This window comes from Rhizobium sp. SSA_523 (assembly GCF_030435705.1).
Classification (GTDB): domain Bacteria; phylum Pseudomonadota; class Alphaproteobacteria; order Rhizobiales; family Rhizobiaceae; genus Neorhizobium.
The window spans coordinates 80,559-94,393 of sequence record NZ_CP129380.1 but is presented as its reverse complement, the minus strand read 5'-3'; the positions used below and the strand labels follow the sequence as shown (position 1 = coordinate 94,393).

14 protein-coding genes are annotated in these 13,835 nt (G+C 58.7%); 7 read left to right on the top strand and 7 right to left on the bottom strand.

Annotation, left to right across the window (positions count from 1 at the left end; all coding sequences use genetic code 11):
- Position 1: 1 nt before the first annotated feature.
- The 5 genes from QTJ18_RS00710 to QTJ18_RS00690 are packed head-to-tail and all read left to right on the top strand — an operon-like array spanning position 2 to position 4,429.
- Positions 2 to 502: a ferredoxin-type protein NapF gene (locus tag QTJ18_RS00710; protein ID WP_289852207.1), complete on the top strand. Its 501-nt coding sequence runs from the start codon at positions 2 to 4 to the stop codon at positions 500 to 502.
- Positions 483 to 776 carry a chaperone NapD gene (locus tag QTJ18_RS00705; RefSeq protein WP_252755102.1) on the top strand — a complete coding sequence of 98 codons (294 nt, stop codon included), beginning with the start codon at positions 483 to 485 and terminating at the stop codon, positions 774 to 776. The genes QTJ18_RS00710 and QTJ18_RS00705 overlap by 20 nt, the downstream gene beginning before the upstream one ends.
- Positions 751 to 3,255: a periplasmic nitrate reductase subunit alpha gene (napA, locus tag QTJ18_RS00700; protein WP_176952467.1), complete on the top strand. Its 2,505-nt coding sequence runs from the start codon at positions 751 to 753 to the stop codon at positions 3,253 to 3,255. Before QTJ18_RS00705 ends, napA begins: the two co-directional genes overlap by 26 nt.
- Positions 3,225 to 3,716, top strand: a complete 492-nt coding sequence (locus QTJ18_RS00695) for a nitrate reductase cytochrome c-type subunit (RefSeq protein WP_252755103.1) — start codon at positions 3,225 to 3,227, stop codon at positions 3,714 to 3,716. Before napA ends, QTJ18_RS00695 begins: the two co-directional genes overlap by 31 nt.
- Positions 3,717 to 3,718: 2 nt before the next feature.
- The gene (locus tag QTJ18_RS00690) at positions 3,719 to 4,429 is read left to right on the top strand and encodes a NapC/NirT family cytochrome c (RefSeq protein ID WP_252755104.1); all 711 of its coding nucleotides are present in this window, start codon (positions 3,719 to 3,721) and stop codon (positions 4,427 to 4,429) included.
- Between the two features lie 101 nt (positions 4,430 to 4,530).
- On the opposite strand, the gene QTJ18_RS00685 is transcribed toward QTJ18_RS00690, so the two are convergent.
- From QTJ18_RS00685 to nirK, 4 genes are all read right to left on the bottom strand, one after another.
- Positions 4,531 to 4,977, bottom strand: coding sequence for a pseudoazurin (locus QTJ18_RS00685; RefSeq protein WP_252755173.1), 447 nt, complete (start codon positions 4,975 to 4,977; stop codon positions 4,531 to 4,533).
- Positions 4,978 to 5,075: 98 nt separating this feature from the next.
- Entirely contained in the window at positions 5,076 to 5,777 is a 702-nt protein-coding gene (locus tag QTJ18_RS00680) for a Crp/Fnr family transcriptional regulator (RefSeq protein ID WP_252755105.1), read from the bottom strand.
- Positions 5,778 to 5,876: 99 nt separating this feature from the next.
- Positions 5,877 to 6,770, bottom strand: a complete 894-nt coding sequence (locus tag QTJ18_RS00675) for an SUMF1/EgtB/PvdO family nonheme iron enzyme (RefSeq protein ID WP_252755106.1) — start codon at positions 6,768 to 6,770, stop codon at positions 5,877 to 5,879.
- A 72-nt stretch (positions 6,771 to 6,842) separates the two neighbouring features.
- The gene (gene nirK / locus QTJ18_RS00670) at positions 6,843 to 7,982 is read right to left on the bottom strand and encodes a copper-containing nitrite reductase (protein WP_252755107.1); all 1,140 of its coding nucleotides are present in this window, start codon (positions 7,980 to 7,982) and stop codon (positions 6,843 to 6,845) included.
- Between the two features lie 227 nt (positions 7,983 to 8,209).
- Between nirK and QTJ18_RS00665 the strand changes: the two genes are divergently transcribed.
- Positions 8,210 to 9,454, top strand: coding sequence for an NnrS family protein (locus tag QTJ18_RS00665; protein WP_252755108.1), 1,245 nt, complete (start codon positions 8,210 to 8,212; stop codon positions 9,452 to 9,454).
- Here the strand turns inward: QTJ18_RS00665 and QTJ18_RS00660 are convergent.
- Positions 9,418 to 9,942, bottom strand: a complete 525-nt coding sequence (locus tag QTJ18_RS00660; protein ID WP_252755109.1) for a DUF2249 domain-containing protein — start codon at positions 9,940 to 9,942, stop codon at positions 9,418 to 9,420. The two genes, QTJ18_RS00665 and QTJ18_RS00660, sit on opposite strands and share 37 nt — an antisense overlap.
- An 87-nt stretch (positions 9,943 to 10,029) precedes the next feature.
- Positions 10,030 to 10,311: a DUF2249 domain-containing protein gene (locus QTJ18_RS00655; RefSeq protein ID WP_252755110.1), complete on the bottom strand. Its 282-nt coding sequence runs from the start codon at positions 10,309 to 10,311 to the stop codon at positions 10,030 to 10,032.
- Between the two features lie 198 nt (positions 10,312 to 10,509).
- Here QTJ18_RS00655 and hemN point away from each other — a divergent pair, with 198 nt between their 5' ends.
- Positions 10,510 to 11,862 carry an oxygen-independent coproporphyrinogen III oxidase gene (gene hemN / locus QTJ18_RS00650; protein ID WP_252755111.1) on the top strand — a complete coding sequence of 451 codons (1,353 nt, stop codon included), beginning with the start codon at positions 10,510 to 10,512 and terminating at the stop codon, positions 11,860 to 11,862.
- 71 nt (positions 11,863 to 11,933) lie between these two features.
- Here hemN and QTJ18_RS00645 read toward each other — a convergent pair whose 3' ends face one another.
- Positions 11,934 to 13,832, bottom strand: coding sequence for a nitric oxide reductase activation protein NorD (locus tag QTJ18_RS00645; protein WP_252755112.1), 1,899 nt, complete (start codon positions 13,830 to 13,832; stop codon positions 11,934 to 11,936).
- Positions 13,833 to 13,835: the final 3 nt, after the last annotated feature.

Sequence of the window (13,835 nt, the reverse complement as noted above, 5' to 3'; positions counted from 1 at the left end):
GATGGTGACCTCGCTCTCACGACGGGCCTTCCTTCGCGGGCGAGTGCGTGAAGAAGAACGCATCTATCCCCCAGGTCTCGTGCGTCCCATTGCAGAGATCTGCGAGCAATGCAGGGCATGTGTTAATCACTGTCCGACATCAATCATCTCGATGCAGGCTGGCTTGCCGGCGCTCGATTTTTCCCACGATGGATGCAATTTCTGCGGCGAGTGTCGCGATAACTGTCCACGTTCCGACGTCTTTTTCAGCGCCGAGCTTTCTTTCCCTTACAATGCGCAAGTCTTGTCGCACTGTCTGGCGCTCAACGGCGTCGACTGTCAATCATGTCGTGACCACTGTCCGACCGACGCTATCAGGTTTCGTCCGCGAGCCGGCGGGCCATGGCAGCCGGACGTTGCAGTAGACGACTGCACCGGCTGCGGCGCCTGTGTCGGCCGCTGTCCGACAAACGCAATTTCCATGTCGAGCGGGAGTGGACCAGATGCAGACGCGCAACCCTGAACGCTTCCATGTTTCAAGTGCCGTGATTCTAACCTCGCCGGCAACAGCTGGTGGCGTTCTAGAAGCATTGGCGGAGGTGCCGAACGTCGAGGTACATGCCGCCGAGCAAGGCAAGATCATCATCGTGATCGAAGGCAAGTCCAGCTGCGAAATGGGCGCGACATTGGCCGCAATATCAGGTCTTCCGGACGTCATGGCGGCAAACATGGTTTTCGAGCATGCAGAGAGTTTGGAGGAGGGTTCGATCAATGGACACAGAACTGACGCGGCGTAGTCTGCTCAAGGCCCATGCTGCCGCGATTGCGGCGGCCACTGCCGGCGTAAGCTTGCCGGCCAATGCACAGTCTGTTCCCGGCGGCGTCGAGTCGCTTGAGATCAAATGGTCCAAAGCGCCCTGCCGGTTCTGTGGGACCGGTTGCGGTGTCATGGTCGGCGTCAAGGAAGGACAAGTCGTCGCTACGCATGGCGATATGCAGGCGGAGGTGAACCGCGGCCTGAACTGCATCAAGGGCTACTTCCTCTCGAAGATCATGTATGGCGAGGACCGCCTGACCACACCACTCCTGCGCAAACGCAACGGGCAATTTGCCAAAGACGGCGAGTTCGAACCCGTCAGCTGGGACGAAGCATTCGACGTCATGGCCGAGCAGTGCAAGAAAGTGCTGCGCGAGAAGGGTCCCACTGCGGTCGGCATGTTCGGTTCCGGCCAGTGGACGATTTTCGAAGGCTATGCTGCGACGAAGCTCATGCGCGCCGGCTTCCGTTCCAATAACCTCGATCCTAATGCAAGGCACTGCATGGCATCGGCGGCTTACGCTTTCATGCGAACCTTCGGCATGGATGAACCGATGGGCTGTTACGATGACTTCGAGCACGCCGACGCCTTCGTGCTCTGGGGCTCGAACATGGCCGAGATGCACCCAATCCTCTGGACACGACTCGCAGACCGCCGACTGGGCCACGAACACGTAAAGGTTGCCGTGCTGTCGACCTTCACTCACCGCAGCATGGACTTGGCGGATATTCCCATCATCTTCACACCCAGCACAGATTTGGCGATCATGAACTACATCGCCAACCACATCATATCCACAGGTCGCGTGAACGAGGAGTTTGTTAAAGCACACACGACCTTCATGAAGGGTGTGGATGATATCGGCTATGGGCTTCGAGAGGATGATCCGCTTGAGGTGAAGGCGAAGAATGCCGGTGATCCAACAAAGATGGAGCCGATTGACTTCGACAGCTTCAAGGCCTTCGTTTCGGACTATACACTCGAGAAAGTGGCCGAACTGACAGGCGCTGATCCAGGCTTTCTGGAGCAGCTCGCCGAACTCTATGCCAATCCCGACACCAAGATCATGTCGCTTTGGACCATGGGCTTCAACCAGCACACGCGCGGTGTCTGGGCAAACCACATGATCTACAATTTGCACCTGCTGACGGGAAAAATCTCAGAGCCGGGCAATGGGCCGTTTTCGCTGACGGGCCAGCCATCCGCCTGCGGAACGGCGCGCGAAGTCGGCACTTTTGCGCATCGCCTGCCAGCGGACATGGTCGTGACCAATCCAGAGCACCGGCATCACGCAGAGGAGATATGGAAGCTGCCGGACGGCCTTCTTCCCGACAAGCCCGGATACCACGCCGTGCAACAAGACAGGATGCTGAAGGACGGGAAGCTGAATTTCTACTGGGTTCAGGTCAACAACAACGTTCAGGCGGCACCCAATAACAGCAATGAAACCTATCTGGGCTATCGGAACCCCGATAATTTCATTGTCGTCTCAGACGCCTACCCGACGATCACGGCCATGTCTGCGGATCTCATTTTGCCCGCAGCTATGTGGGTCGAGAAGGAAGGGGCCTATGGCAATGCGGAGCGGCGAACGCATGTCTGGCATCAACTGGTCAATGCGCCGGGTGAAGCACGCTCCGATCTCTGGCAACTGGTGGAGTTCTCCAAAAGATTCACCACGGACGAAGTCTGGACCGAGGAGGTCCTGACGCAAAACCCGGACTACCGCGGAAAGACGCTTTTCGACGTGCTGTTCGCCAATGGGAAGGTGGACCGGTACCCCCTGTCCGAAGTGGACGCCGATTATGCCAATCGCGAAGCCGAAGCGTTCGGATTCTACATCCAGAAGGGCCTTTTCGAGGAATATGCCGAGTTTGGTCGTGGGCATGGCCATGATCTGGCGCCCTATGACGTGTATCATCAGGAACGCGGTCTTCGTTGGCCGGTCGTTGATGGCAAGGAGACGAAGTGGCGCTACCGGGAGGGCTATGACCCCTACGTAAAGCCGGGTGAAGGTGTACGCTTCTACGGCAAGCCTGACGGACGGGCAGTCATCCTGGCTGTGCCCTATGAACCGCCGGCGGAGTCGCCGGATGAGGAATATGATTTCTGGTTGGTAACAGGCCGAGTGCTGGAGCACTGGCATTCCGGGTCGATGACGATGAGAGTGCCGGAACTGTACAAGGCCTTCCCCGGCGCCCGCTGTTTCATGAACGCCGATGATGCCCGAAAGCGCGGGATCAATCAGGGGGCGGAAATCACCATCGTCTCGCGTCGTGGCGAAATGCGAACCCGCGTCGAGACCCGGGGCCGCAACCGAATGCCACCCGGCGTAATCTTCGTTCCATGGTTCGATGCCAGCCAGCTGATCAACAAGGTGACGCTTGACGCCACCGATCCGATCTCCAAACAAACGGATTTCAAAAAATGCGCAGTCAAGATCGTTCCCGTGGCCTGACAAGAGGCCGACTTGGTGCCGTCGCTTTGCTGGCGGTCTGCCTCCTTGGTGGTGGCGTCGTCGCACAATCGGTTCCGCAATTGTCGGGTCCACCTCAACAGATGGAGAGCGTCCCGGCAAAGCCCTTGCCAAAATGGAATGTGGACGACGTGCGAAAGATGCGTGCCTACCCCGATCAACCGCCTGTCATTCCCCATTCCATCGAAGGCTACCAACTATCGGTCAACACGAATAGATGCCTCTCTTGCCACAAGCGCGAGTTCACTGAGGGCTCTGGTGCACCGATGATCAGCGTGACGCACTACATTACAAGGGAAGGACAGATGCTGGCGGATGTCTCGCCGCGTCGATACTTCTGCACGGCCTGCCATGTTCCCCAGGCAGAGACGAACCCTCTGGTCGGCAACACCTTTCGCGACATGAGCGACATGGGGGTGAAGCTGATGGGTGAGGAACATTAAAGATGCAGAGGCTCCGCAATCTGTTTGCCTGGATATGGCGCGTTCTCACGACACCGGCGGCGACGCTGAGCCTTGCCTTCTTGACGCTGGGCGGCTTTGTCGGGGGCGTGATGTTCTGGGGCGCCTTCAACACCGCACTCGAGCTCACCAACACGGAAACCTTCTGCGTTAGCTGTCACGAAATGAAAACCAACGTCTACGAGGAGATGACCAGAACCGTGCATTTTTCGAACCGATCCGGAGTGAGAGCATCTTGCCCAGATTGCCATGTGCCCCATGAATGGACGGACAAAATCGCCCGTAAGATGCAAGCCTCGAAGGAAGTTTGGGGCAAGATCTTCGGGACGATCGATACACGCCAGAAGTTCTTGGACCAGAGGTTGCGCCTTGCGCAGCATGAGTGGGCAAGGTTGAAGGCAAACGACAGTCTCGAATGCCGAAACTGCCATTCCTCGGCCGCCATGGACCTGTCGAAGCAGACAGAACGTGCGGCTGAGATCCACACTCGTTATCTCCTGAACGGCAAGGCAACGTGCATCGATTGCCATAAGGGCATCGCCCACGAGCTTCCAAATATGCAAGGGATCGATCCTGGCTGGAAAATGCCGGAGGAACTGGAAGGGAAGGAGCTGCCGACCGCATCGGCAGTTGACGAGCTACGCGACGCTATCAACCGCGCCCATAGCGGTCTCCTGGCCGACGGCGGCCATTGATACTGCTATCCGAGCACTTAAGACTTTCTCCAACGTCGACGCCGCCGGGGGATCAGCGACCCCGGCGGCGTCAGCCACAAAACCTGCAATAGTCCTGCGGCTTACTTGGCGGCAGCCACAGCCGCGTCGATGCGCTCGCGGGCCTTCTTGGGCAGCTTGGCGGCGTTGAAGGCTTCGAGGTTGGTGGCAGGGGCATCGCCGACCAGGACGGCCGCAACCATGCCCATTCCGACATGGGGTGCGCACTTGACGCCGTAGAGTCCGGGCACGTCGAAGGTTACCTTGATCTGCTCGCTCATCTTGCCCTTGAACTCGGCAGCGCCATCCGGAATCATGCCCTTGATGACTTCGGCATTGTGGCCCTTGTCGGTGGGCGTGAATGTTACGGTGTCGCCGGGCGCGATCTTGAGGCCTGCCGGCTCAAAGACCATGGCGCCATCAGCGCCCTTGTTCAGCATCTTAATTTCGAAATCGGCAGCGATTGAAAGAGCCGGAGCCGAGAGCAAGAGGACTGCCGCCATGGTCAAACTACGAAGTTTCATTTTCATCTCCTTACACGGAAACACCTCGTTCCGTTGGAAAAAAGATAGGCGGAGATTGCTTCGCCCTCTTTGCGCAATATCAAGTACGAGAGCGCTTCCTGCGCTCATCTCCGCTCCGGGAGCGATTCCGCCAAGGCTGCGAGTTCGGCAAGATCGCGAACAAGGAGTTTCTGTCGCCCACCTTCGATCAGCCCCCTGCTCTCCCAGGTACTGAAGATGCGTGATACCGTATGCACTGTCGTTCCCGTCATCTCGGCGATATCCTGCCTCGAGATTGGGAAATCGATTCGCATGCCCGCGGCCTCTGAACGGCCCGCTTTTTGAGCCAGTCGCAGCACGGTGTGCGCTACCCTCTTCTCGACTTCCTGCGTAGACATTTCCCGGATGCGGACATGCGCCTCCTCAAGCCTTTGTCCAATGGTCTCCATTGCGCTAACCGCAAGTCTTGGATTGCGTTCCACGAATTTCGGCCACAGCTCAGTCGGCCAGGAAAGAACGACGCTCTCCGCGGCAGCAAGAGCTGTTCCGGGATAGTCATTTCGTTGCAGCGCCTTTGCAAAGCCGAAGAGGTCGCCTGGATGGACAACGCGAACGATGATCTGTTGACCAGCGCTGGTCACCTGAGTGACTTTCAGACGACCGTGCAAGAGCAGAAAGAAGTGCGCGGCCGGCTGTCCTTGTTCGAATACCGACTCGCCGATCGGCAAGCGCCTAGACTGGGCAGGAACGAGCAAGGCATCCAACTCGTCATCAGTCATCTTGTCAAACAACGACAGGGACTTGATGATCGTTCGGTCAAGCTTCAAAACACGTCCCTCTCCTGCCACCAGCGCACATCAACAGCCTTTACCCAATTCCATAAAGGCTATCTTGTCGAGTGTCCAACGCGACAGGCGTATCTCCAATTACAAGATGCCGATCGAGGATAGGAATGGAGCGTACCAGCGGGTGTCCTTGACGAGGCGGAAGCCGACATGATCCGGCGGGACACCGACTGCACAGCCGCCGCTCTTCGGGTCGCGGATGAAGGAGCTCAGGGGCGCCCGGTGCTTGCCCGCAGCGATGTAGACGCCGCAGGTTTCGACGGCGCTTGCGGCTCCGTTGTTCGCCAGATCGACACGCCGGTTACAGGTGGACGTCCACTCCCAGACATTGCCGGCGAAATCGGCAAGGCCGTGGCCGTTTTCACCGAAACTGCCATAGGGCAGCGGTTGGGGATCGCGCGAGCGTTTTCGGGCTGCCTCGCGCTCGTAGTCCGCAAGCCAGCGCAGCGCCGGATTTCCGCTGTCGGCATCGACACCCAATGCGTCGTCTGGGAAGTCCTCGGCTGCGGCAAAGGCAAGTTCGCGGTCGTCCGGCAAGCGCCAGATCGAGCCGGTCTGGTCTGACAGCCACTTTGCATAGGCGGTAGCATCGTCGTGGCTGATACCTGTCGCCGGAAGGTCGGCTCGCGATGGCGTGGCCGATTCCCGCGCCGGGCAGGCTCCGTCGTCCGCGCACGCGTCGTAGTCCAGAGTGCTGACCTGGAACTTCATGATCGAGAGCGGGTGGGTGACCGTCTCTTGCGCCTTCGGACCATCGACGGCAAAGCCGCTTCGGTAAAACTCTCCCGGCTGGCGATAGAGGAACGCGCCTGCTTCCACTGTGATCACAGGCGGCTCCACAAGCGCGGGCGAACCGAAACGGATCATTCCGGACTGGATGACGACGGCAGCGGAAAGGGCCGCAATGAGCCCGACCGGTAGCAGTAGCGAACCGATGGCTTTTTGCGGGAGCGTTGCAGACATCGAGGCAAGCATGGAAGCGATCCACATCGAATAGGGGTAGACTTGCGGGAGGGCACTCCTCAGGAGCGCCCTCCCGCCGTTCGATCAGCTTTCCGGCTTGACCACCGCGGTCATCAGATCGTCGTTCCAGTCGCCGGTGACCTTGAAGTGGGCGGCAGCCCCCTTCTCGAAGGCCTCGATCAGGTTGTGGTTGACATAGGCGTAGATGCCCGGCTGCTGGAAGGTGTAGTAGGCGGCGCCTGCGGCACCTCCAGGAATGAACCAGGTTTCCTGATCGAGTTCCGGCGGATTGGCGAACTTGCCGGTTGCCCAGACATAATCTCCATGGCCTCCGATCAGGTGCGGCCGGGTGTCGCGATTGGCCTGCGAATGCAGGATCAGCACCCGGTCCCCGACTTCCGCCGTCATCGCATGGTCGCCGGTCAACGCGCCGACGGCACCGTTGAACACGATATGGCTCGGGGTCAGTGTATTCATGACTTCAAGCACATCGGCATAAGCATCACCGGCGCTCTCGTATTTCTTGTAGTTGCCGTCTTCGTCCTTCGGCACGTAGAAGTCCTGTTCGCCTACATAATAGGCCTTGTCATAGACGAGGTCATTGCCCTTGTGGTCCTTCAGACCCTCGCGCGGCAAAACCATGATCGCGCCATTCATGCCCGATGTTACGTGCCACGGGACCATGCCGGGAGGTGCGCAGTGGTAGACGAAGACGCCGGCCTTGGTGGCCTTGAAGCGCAGAACCGCGCTTTCCCCCGGATTGACCAGCGTCAGCGCCCCACCGCCAAGTGCACCGGTTGCCGAATGGAAATCAATATTGTGCTGCAAGCTGTTGGTGGCCGGATTGATGAGTGTCACCTCGACATAGTCACCTTCATGGACGACCATCATCGGGCCGGGGACAGAACCGTTGAAGGTCATGGCATGGACCTCGGTACCAGCGTCATCGACAATGATCTTCTTTTCTTCGATGGTCAGCGTGAATTCGACGACCTTCGGTTCACCTTCGGCCTTTTGACTATGCGCATGGATGAAGGGCGGCGTGACCAGATCAACCTTGACCCGTTGCAGCTTGGCAATGTCTGCTTCGACGGCTGCGGCGTTCGTTTTAATATCGCCGCCCTCGGCGCGGACCGCGGTTGCGGTGATCATCGGCATGAGAGCAGTCGCCAGAACCGCTCCGGCCAGCATCGTGCGTCTTGTTAATGTGAGGATCTGAGTCATGCTCTTATCTCCTTGTGAGCCAGTGAGCGTCCCGCTCGAACTGCTGGTACTGTTGTACTTCACCCTTCAAGGATTTAGTTGTGCTGGAGCAAGGATCTTAGCGTGGATACTGCGACATTCCGCCGCCAAAACAAATTCCTATTTGAAGAAATACTTTGACTTAGATCAATCGGGCCGATGGCGACAGGTCTGGGTCCCGTACGCAATGCAAGAGGACGAGGAAGAAAATGCAAGACGTCACCAAAACAGGAAGAAAAGCGATCCCGCGAGGACTTGGACAACATGGCCCTGTTTTACTGTCTTACGGATTCCGGCCATTCTTCCTCGGGGCAGGTATATGGGCCGTTGCTGCAGTCATAATTTGGATCGCCGTCTTCAATGGCTGGCTCGACGTTGCGGGTGGCTACGGGCAATCAACCTGGCATGCGCATGAGCTTCTATTCGGGTTTATGCCGGCGGTTCTGGTCGGCTACTTGATGACCACCGTGCCCAACTGGACCGGTCGCTTTCCCCTGTCCGGTAGACCGCTTGCGGGACTTGCCGTCATCTGGATCGCGGGTCGCATTTCAATGCTGATGGTCACAGACACATGTGCTCTCATCACCCTCCTGCTCGACTGGATCTTCCTTCCACTCTTCGCCTATCACTGCCTGAAAGAGGTCTGGGTCGCGGGGCGGGTCGCGGATGCGAAGCCAATCCTTTGCCTCACCTCTCTCGCCCTGATCAATGGCGGGTTCCACATCGGTGCCATGAACGGAGGCGATGTGGGGGCCTGGGCGCGGGCAGGTCTCTCCGTTTACATACTGTTGATCACGGCGACCGCGAGCAAGATCATCCCTAGCTTTACAAACAACTGGCTTGCCCAGACAGGCAGGTCACGCCTCGCGCCTACAAATCGTATGGTTGCTCGATTTGTCCTGATCGCCACTTTACTTGCAGCAATGATCTGGACCTTTGAACCGTTTGGGGCACTCACGGGCATCACGGCCCTTGTCGCAGCCAGCTTGCACCTCGTGCGCGCAGCAAGATGGTTCAGGCCAATCATCCTACGGTCGTCTATGATCACAGCGATGCAGCTGTCTTACGGCTTTATGGCTATCGGGATGTTGGGGATTGCAGCAACCGGGTTCGGCATGCTCGGCCCGCTCGCAGCCATTCATCTTCTTGCCATCGGTGCCGTGACGGGAATGATGCTTGCAATCATGATGCGTTCAATCGCGCTTCATACCGGGCAAAATGAAAAGCGGTCCTGGTTTCAGCGGCTGCCAGTTCCACTCCTCCTCATCGCTGCCTGCTTGCGCATAACGGCCGATCTCATTCCTGGATTCCATGCACCTTTTATCACGACGTCCGGACTGTTCTGGATTGCCGCTTTTGTTCTCTTTCTTAGCCACAACGCAAGACTGCTATGCCACGTTCAGCGGCAACCCGGTCGTCAACCTTCACCGCCCACTCGGATCAACATGCGATAAGCACGCTTTGACGTGTCGAGATTGCCGACCCACTGGTGACCACGCTTTTCCAGCTCCGCACCGAGAAAGCGCGATTCCTCTGAAAACACCGCGAACAGCACTTCGCCCGGCTCCATGAGTTCAATTAGCGAAAGAACCTTTTCCATAGGGGCCGGTGGCTCATGTTCAGTAAGGTCGACCCTCCACAAAGGATCAGGCCAGGCGGCCGCTTCCTCTGCACCCATGGAGTGAAAAACCTTCGTGCTTGTCTGAGAAACCGGAACGAACAGAACCTCCCACTCACCGCTGTCCAACTCCTTGACTTCGGCCGAATAGCCGCGCCGCGCCATGACGCTCAACAGTGGCACAGGACGAAACGTTGCAAACAGTTGCAGACCTTCGCCTGGCCGCAAGGACTGAACGGCGTCCATAATCGCGGGAAAGGGCTCGCCACCTCTGCGAAGGATGGGCCGTACGTCGAGTATCTTGAAGTTGGTCGCCGTCGACATTTCACCTCCCTATCTGCCACAACATGATTATTAGTGGTGATGCGTGGGCTTGGAGCGACCGGCGCTTACCGACCGCTCCCACAGACCTCAATGACCACCACCGCAGTTGCAGTTGCAGCCTTCGTGTTTCTTCCGGCGAATGCGAACTTCCCATATCTCCGGACCCCGCATCAAGTATTCCCACCCGAACATCCCATCATAATGCATTTCAAGATGGTAATAGAGCGGAACCGGATCATGATCGACGGTCAGGATCAGCTCATAGTCTGGGAGCAGTGAATTCAACATGCCGAATATGCGGGGATGCCGCTCCCAATGGGGAATCTCACGCACATCTAGTTTCAGTATATGATCTTCGACAACAGTCATTCGATTGCTTTCTTCCAATGGTCGGGCTTCAGTCGGGACAGCTCGGCTGCTCCACAGGACAATCGAATAGCCTATCGTCCGAAGCGTTCGTTGTGCTGTGACAAGCAAAACCGGGAAAGCCGCGCTCCTCTTTGCCTTTCGACAAGGAAGGCCTCGGGGCGGGCCTCTATCGTGACGGCATCAAACCGGAGCGATACAATGAATGCAGACATAATCCGCCGTTATGGCGAAAGCCGCTTGCCGCGTTACACGAGCTATCCGACAGCGCCCCGTTTTTCCACCAGCATAGGCGCGGGCACCTACCGCGACTGGTTGATGTCGATTCCGCAAAATGATCCGGTGTCGCTGTATCTGCATGTGCCTTTTTGTCGATCCATGTGCTGGTATTGCGGTTGCCACACCACGATCACCCAAAAGGACGCGCCGATCCTCGACTACCTGACCATCCTAAAGCAGGAAATTCGCTCAGTGGGAAAAGCGATGGGGGGACGACAGAGCGTCAGTGATATTCACTTCGGCGGCGGCACGCCGACCATCATGACGCCGACTGAATTTCTCGATCTGACAGCCACGCTGGCGGCCACCTTCGGCATTAGCAGCGCGACCGAAGTCGCGGTAGAAATCGATCCACGAACGTTGACCCTTGAAATGGCGGAGGCTCTCGGCGAGGCGGGAATCACAAGGGCCAGTCTCGGGGTGCAGAGTTTCGATCCGAAGGTGCAAAAGGCGATCAATCGCATCCAGTCGGCAGAGCAAACCGCAACGGCCCTTTATCATCTGCGCAAAGCAGGTGCAAAAAGCGTCAACTTCGACCTGATCTACGGTCTGCCCCATCAGACCGTGGAGTCTGCGATCGAAACTGCGCGTGTGGCTGCGGCCATGCGTCCGGACCGCTTCGCCGTGTTCGGCTACGCGCATGTGCCGAGCTTCAAGAAGCATCAGCGCCTAATCGACGCGGCAGCCCTTGGCGATGCGCATGAGCGACACGCACAGGCGGAAGCCATCGCAATAGCGCTGTGCGAAGCCGGTTACCGCCGCATCGGTCTCGATCATTTTGCGCTGCCCGAAGACACGCTTTCAATCGCAGCTGATAACCAGACACTGCATCGCAACTTCCAAGGATATACGACCGACAACGCATCTACGCTGATCGGATTCGGCTCCTCAGCGATCGGGCGTTTTGCTGAAGGCTACGCACAGAACGACGTCGCGATCGGCAGATATGCCAATCTCATCTCGTCCGGTGAACTCGCCACGTCAAAAGGCTACCGCCTGACACTGGAGGACCGCATCCGGGGCTGGATTATCGAGCGCCTGATGTGCGACTTCCAGGTTGACTTCGGAGCCATGCCGGAGGGCTTCGAGCTCTCCTACGAGAGCATGGGTGAAGCAAATTCGCGGCTTAGGACTTTGGTGGAGGAAGGGATCGTGAGCTGGCGTGGCGATGTGCTACGCGTCGAGACAGAGCACAGGTTCCTGGTTAGAACGGTGGCGTCGTGCTTCGATGCCTATCTCGGCGAGACGGGCAGAACCCACGCCACGGCGGCCTGACACAGGACGACGGAAAACGAGAAAGCCCGGACCGATCACTCGGTCCGGGCTTTCCTTTGCGCGATCGCGGATCAGCGGATGAGCGCGCGGTAGATTTGTGGCAAAGCGGCCGGCAGGCGGCGGATATCGGGCACGACAGCATAACCGTGGTGGCCGAAGACGGCAGGCACATAGGTCTTGGCATCCTGATCAACCGTGACGCCGAAGACATGGATGCCACGCCGCCTCGCTTCGCTCACGGCCCGACGCGTGTCTTCAAGCGCATAACGTCCCTCGTAGTGATCGACATCATTCGGCTTGCCGTCGGTCAAAACCAGCAGCAGGTGTTTCCTGTTTGGCCGTTCGGCAAGCTTGGCCGAGGCGTGGCGGATTGCTGCACCCATTCGGGTGTAATAGCCGGGTTTCAGAGCCGCGATCCGGTGGCGCACAACGGCGCTCATCGGCGAGTCGAAATCCTTCACTGTCTCAACACGGACCCAATCGCGCCGCCTGGACGTGAAGCTCAAGATGGAATGCAGGTCGCCGCAGGCGGCGAGTCCTTCGGCCAGCACCAGCAGGGCCTCTTTCTCCACATCGAGCACCCGGCGGTCATTGAACCAGGCATCGGTCGATAGCGAGACATCCACGAGGAGCGTCACCGCCAGATCATGAGCCTGTGGGCGGCTCGACAAATGGATGCGATCAGAGCATTCGCCGCTGGCGACGAGCTCCGTTCGGCTACGCACCACCGCATCAAGATCCAGATCGGCGCCATCGACCTGGGCGCGCAACATTTCATGGCGGGGACGCATCGCCTCGAACTGCCGCCGCACGCGACGGATCAGCGCCTTCATCTCCTCCGATGCGATCGGACTGGCCTCATCGCTCGGAGCAGGACCTGCCACCACGCGGCAATGATCCTTCAGGTAGACCCCGCGACGATAGTCCCATTCCGGATAGGTGAGATCGGCTTCGAGTGGGGAATGGTTCAGCGCCTCTGGCGGCAGGTCGAGGTCGAAGCGAAACTTCGCCGAGGGTCGGCCCTTGCGCTCGCCGAGCACCATCTCGTCGAGTTCATCGGCGGCCGACGCATCGTGATCGTCGCTGTCGTCGGCGGGGCGATCGACGTTTACCATCTCCGCCATGGCCAAGATCTTTTCAAAGCGGTTGAGGATGAAGGGGCTGCGCTCCCCCTTGGCGGAAGAGGCCTTTTCGCGTGTCGCCACGTGACGCCCGGCAGCTTGTGCATCCGCCTGACCCGAACCGACCGGCTGATCCATCTCCTGACGGCCGGTCCATTCTTCTCTGATGACCGCCCGAGGCCAAAGCGGCACCGGCAACATCGGCAGGTACCCCGCAGGTGCCCGGTCCGGCAATTCATCCCCAGCCGAAAGCGGAGCAAGGCCTGCGCCCCCGCGCAGGAGATCGATGATGCGGTCTTCCAAAATGCCTTCCACTCGCGGAAGCGAGCCGCGTCTGCGCTCCGCAAGAAGGGCGCGGCAAAGCCTGCGATAGCGATCGACGAGACCGGGAAAGGTTTTAAGGACCTCGGCTTCGAGGGTCGACGCCGCGTCGAGGAGGTCGAGATCTGCCCTGAGGGGATCGGTTTCGGACATCGGTCGAAGCGGCATCACCGCCATGGCAGCCGCGAGCCACACATAGAGGTCGAGATTGAGCGACTGCTCCGGCATGAGATCCAAGACTGGGGGCAACATCACGCTAGCTTCGTCCCGCGCCGGATGAATGAGCTTTTCTTCGCCCAGCCCCATGCGTTGGCGAAACTTCAACCGGTGTTGCAAGGTCTTGCCCCGTGCCGGCACCAGTTGCACCGTCCGTTCACCGCCAAAGCCGCGAAAGCAGACGGAGAGCACCGGAAGCACGTCTTCCAGCATGACGGCCGCTTCGGGATAGCGCGGCCAGGTGCGGGTGTCGCCTGCAAGCCTGTGCCAGGCGCGCCCGACTGTCTCCTCAAGCTCTAAGAAATCGAGCATGAC

What these genes read in the sequence shown, in the direction of transcription:
- QTJ18_RS00710 (WP_289852207.1), top strand. Translation starts at nt 2, where the DNA reads ATGGTGACCTCGCTCTCACGACGGGCCTTCCTTCGCGGGCGAGTGCGT.
- QTJ18_RS00705 (WP_252755102.1), top strand. Translation starts at nt 483, where the DNA reads ATGCAGACGCGCAACCCTGAACGCTTCCATGTTTCAAGTGCCGTGATT.
- napA (WP_176952467.1), top strand. Translation starts at nt 751, where the DNA reads ATGGACACAGAACTGACGCGGCGTAGTCTGCTCAAGGCCCATGCTGCC.
- QTJ18_RS00695 (WP_252755103.1), top strand. Translation starts at nt 3,225, where the DNA reads ATGCGCAGTCAAGATCGTTCCCGTGGCCTGACAAGAGGCCGACTTGGT.
- QTJ18_RS00690 (WP_252755104.1), top strand. Translation starts at nt 3,719, where the DNA reads ATGCAGAGGCTCCGCAATCTGTTTGCCTGGATATGGCGCGTTCTCACG.
- QTJ18_RS00685 (WP_252755173.1), bottom strand. Translation starts at nt 4,977, where the DNA reads ATGAAAATGAAACTTCGTAGTTTGACCATGGCGGCAGTCCTCTTGCTC.
- QTJ18_RS00675 (WP_252755106.1), bottom strand. Translation starts at nt 6,770, where the DNA reads ATGCTTGCCTCGATGTCTGCAACGCTCCCGCAAAAAGCCATCGGTTCG.
- nirK (WP_252755107.1), bottom strand. Translation starts at nt 7,982, where the DNA reads ATGACTCAGATCCTCACATTAACAAGACGCACGATGCTGGCCGGAGCG.
- QTJ18_RS00665 (WP_252755108.1), top strand. Translation starts at nt 8,210, where the DNA reads ATGCAAGACGTCACCAAAACAGGAAGAAAAGCGATCCCGCGAGGACTT.
- QTJ18_RS00660 (WP_252755109.1), bottom strand. Translation starts at nt 9,942, where the DNA reads ATGTCGACGGCGACCAACTTCAAGATACTCGACGTACGGCCCATCCTT.
- QTJ18_RS00655 (WP_252755110.1), bottom strand. Translation starts at nt 10,311, where the DNA reads ATGACTGTTGTCGAAGATCATATACTGAAACTAGATGTGCGTGAGATT.
- hemN (WP_252755111.1), top strand. Translation starts at nt 10,510, where the DNA reads ATGAATGCAGACATAATCCGCCGTTATGGCGAAAGCCGCTTGCCGCGT.
- QTJ18_RS00645 (WP_252755112.1), bottom strand. Translation starts at nt 13,832, where the DNA reads ATGCTCGATTTCTTAGAGCTTGAGGAGACAGTCGGGCGCGCCTGGCAC.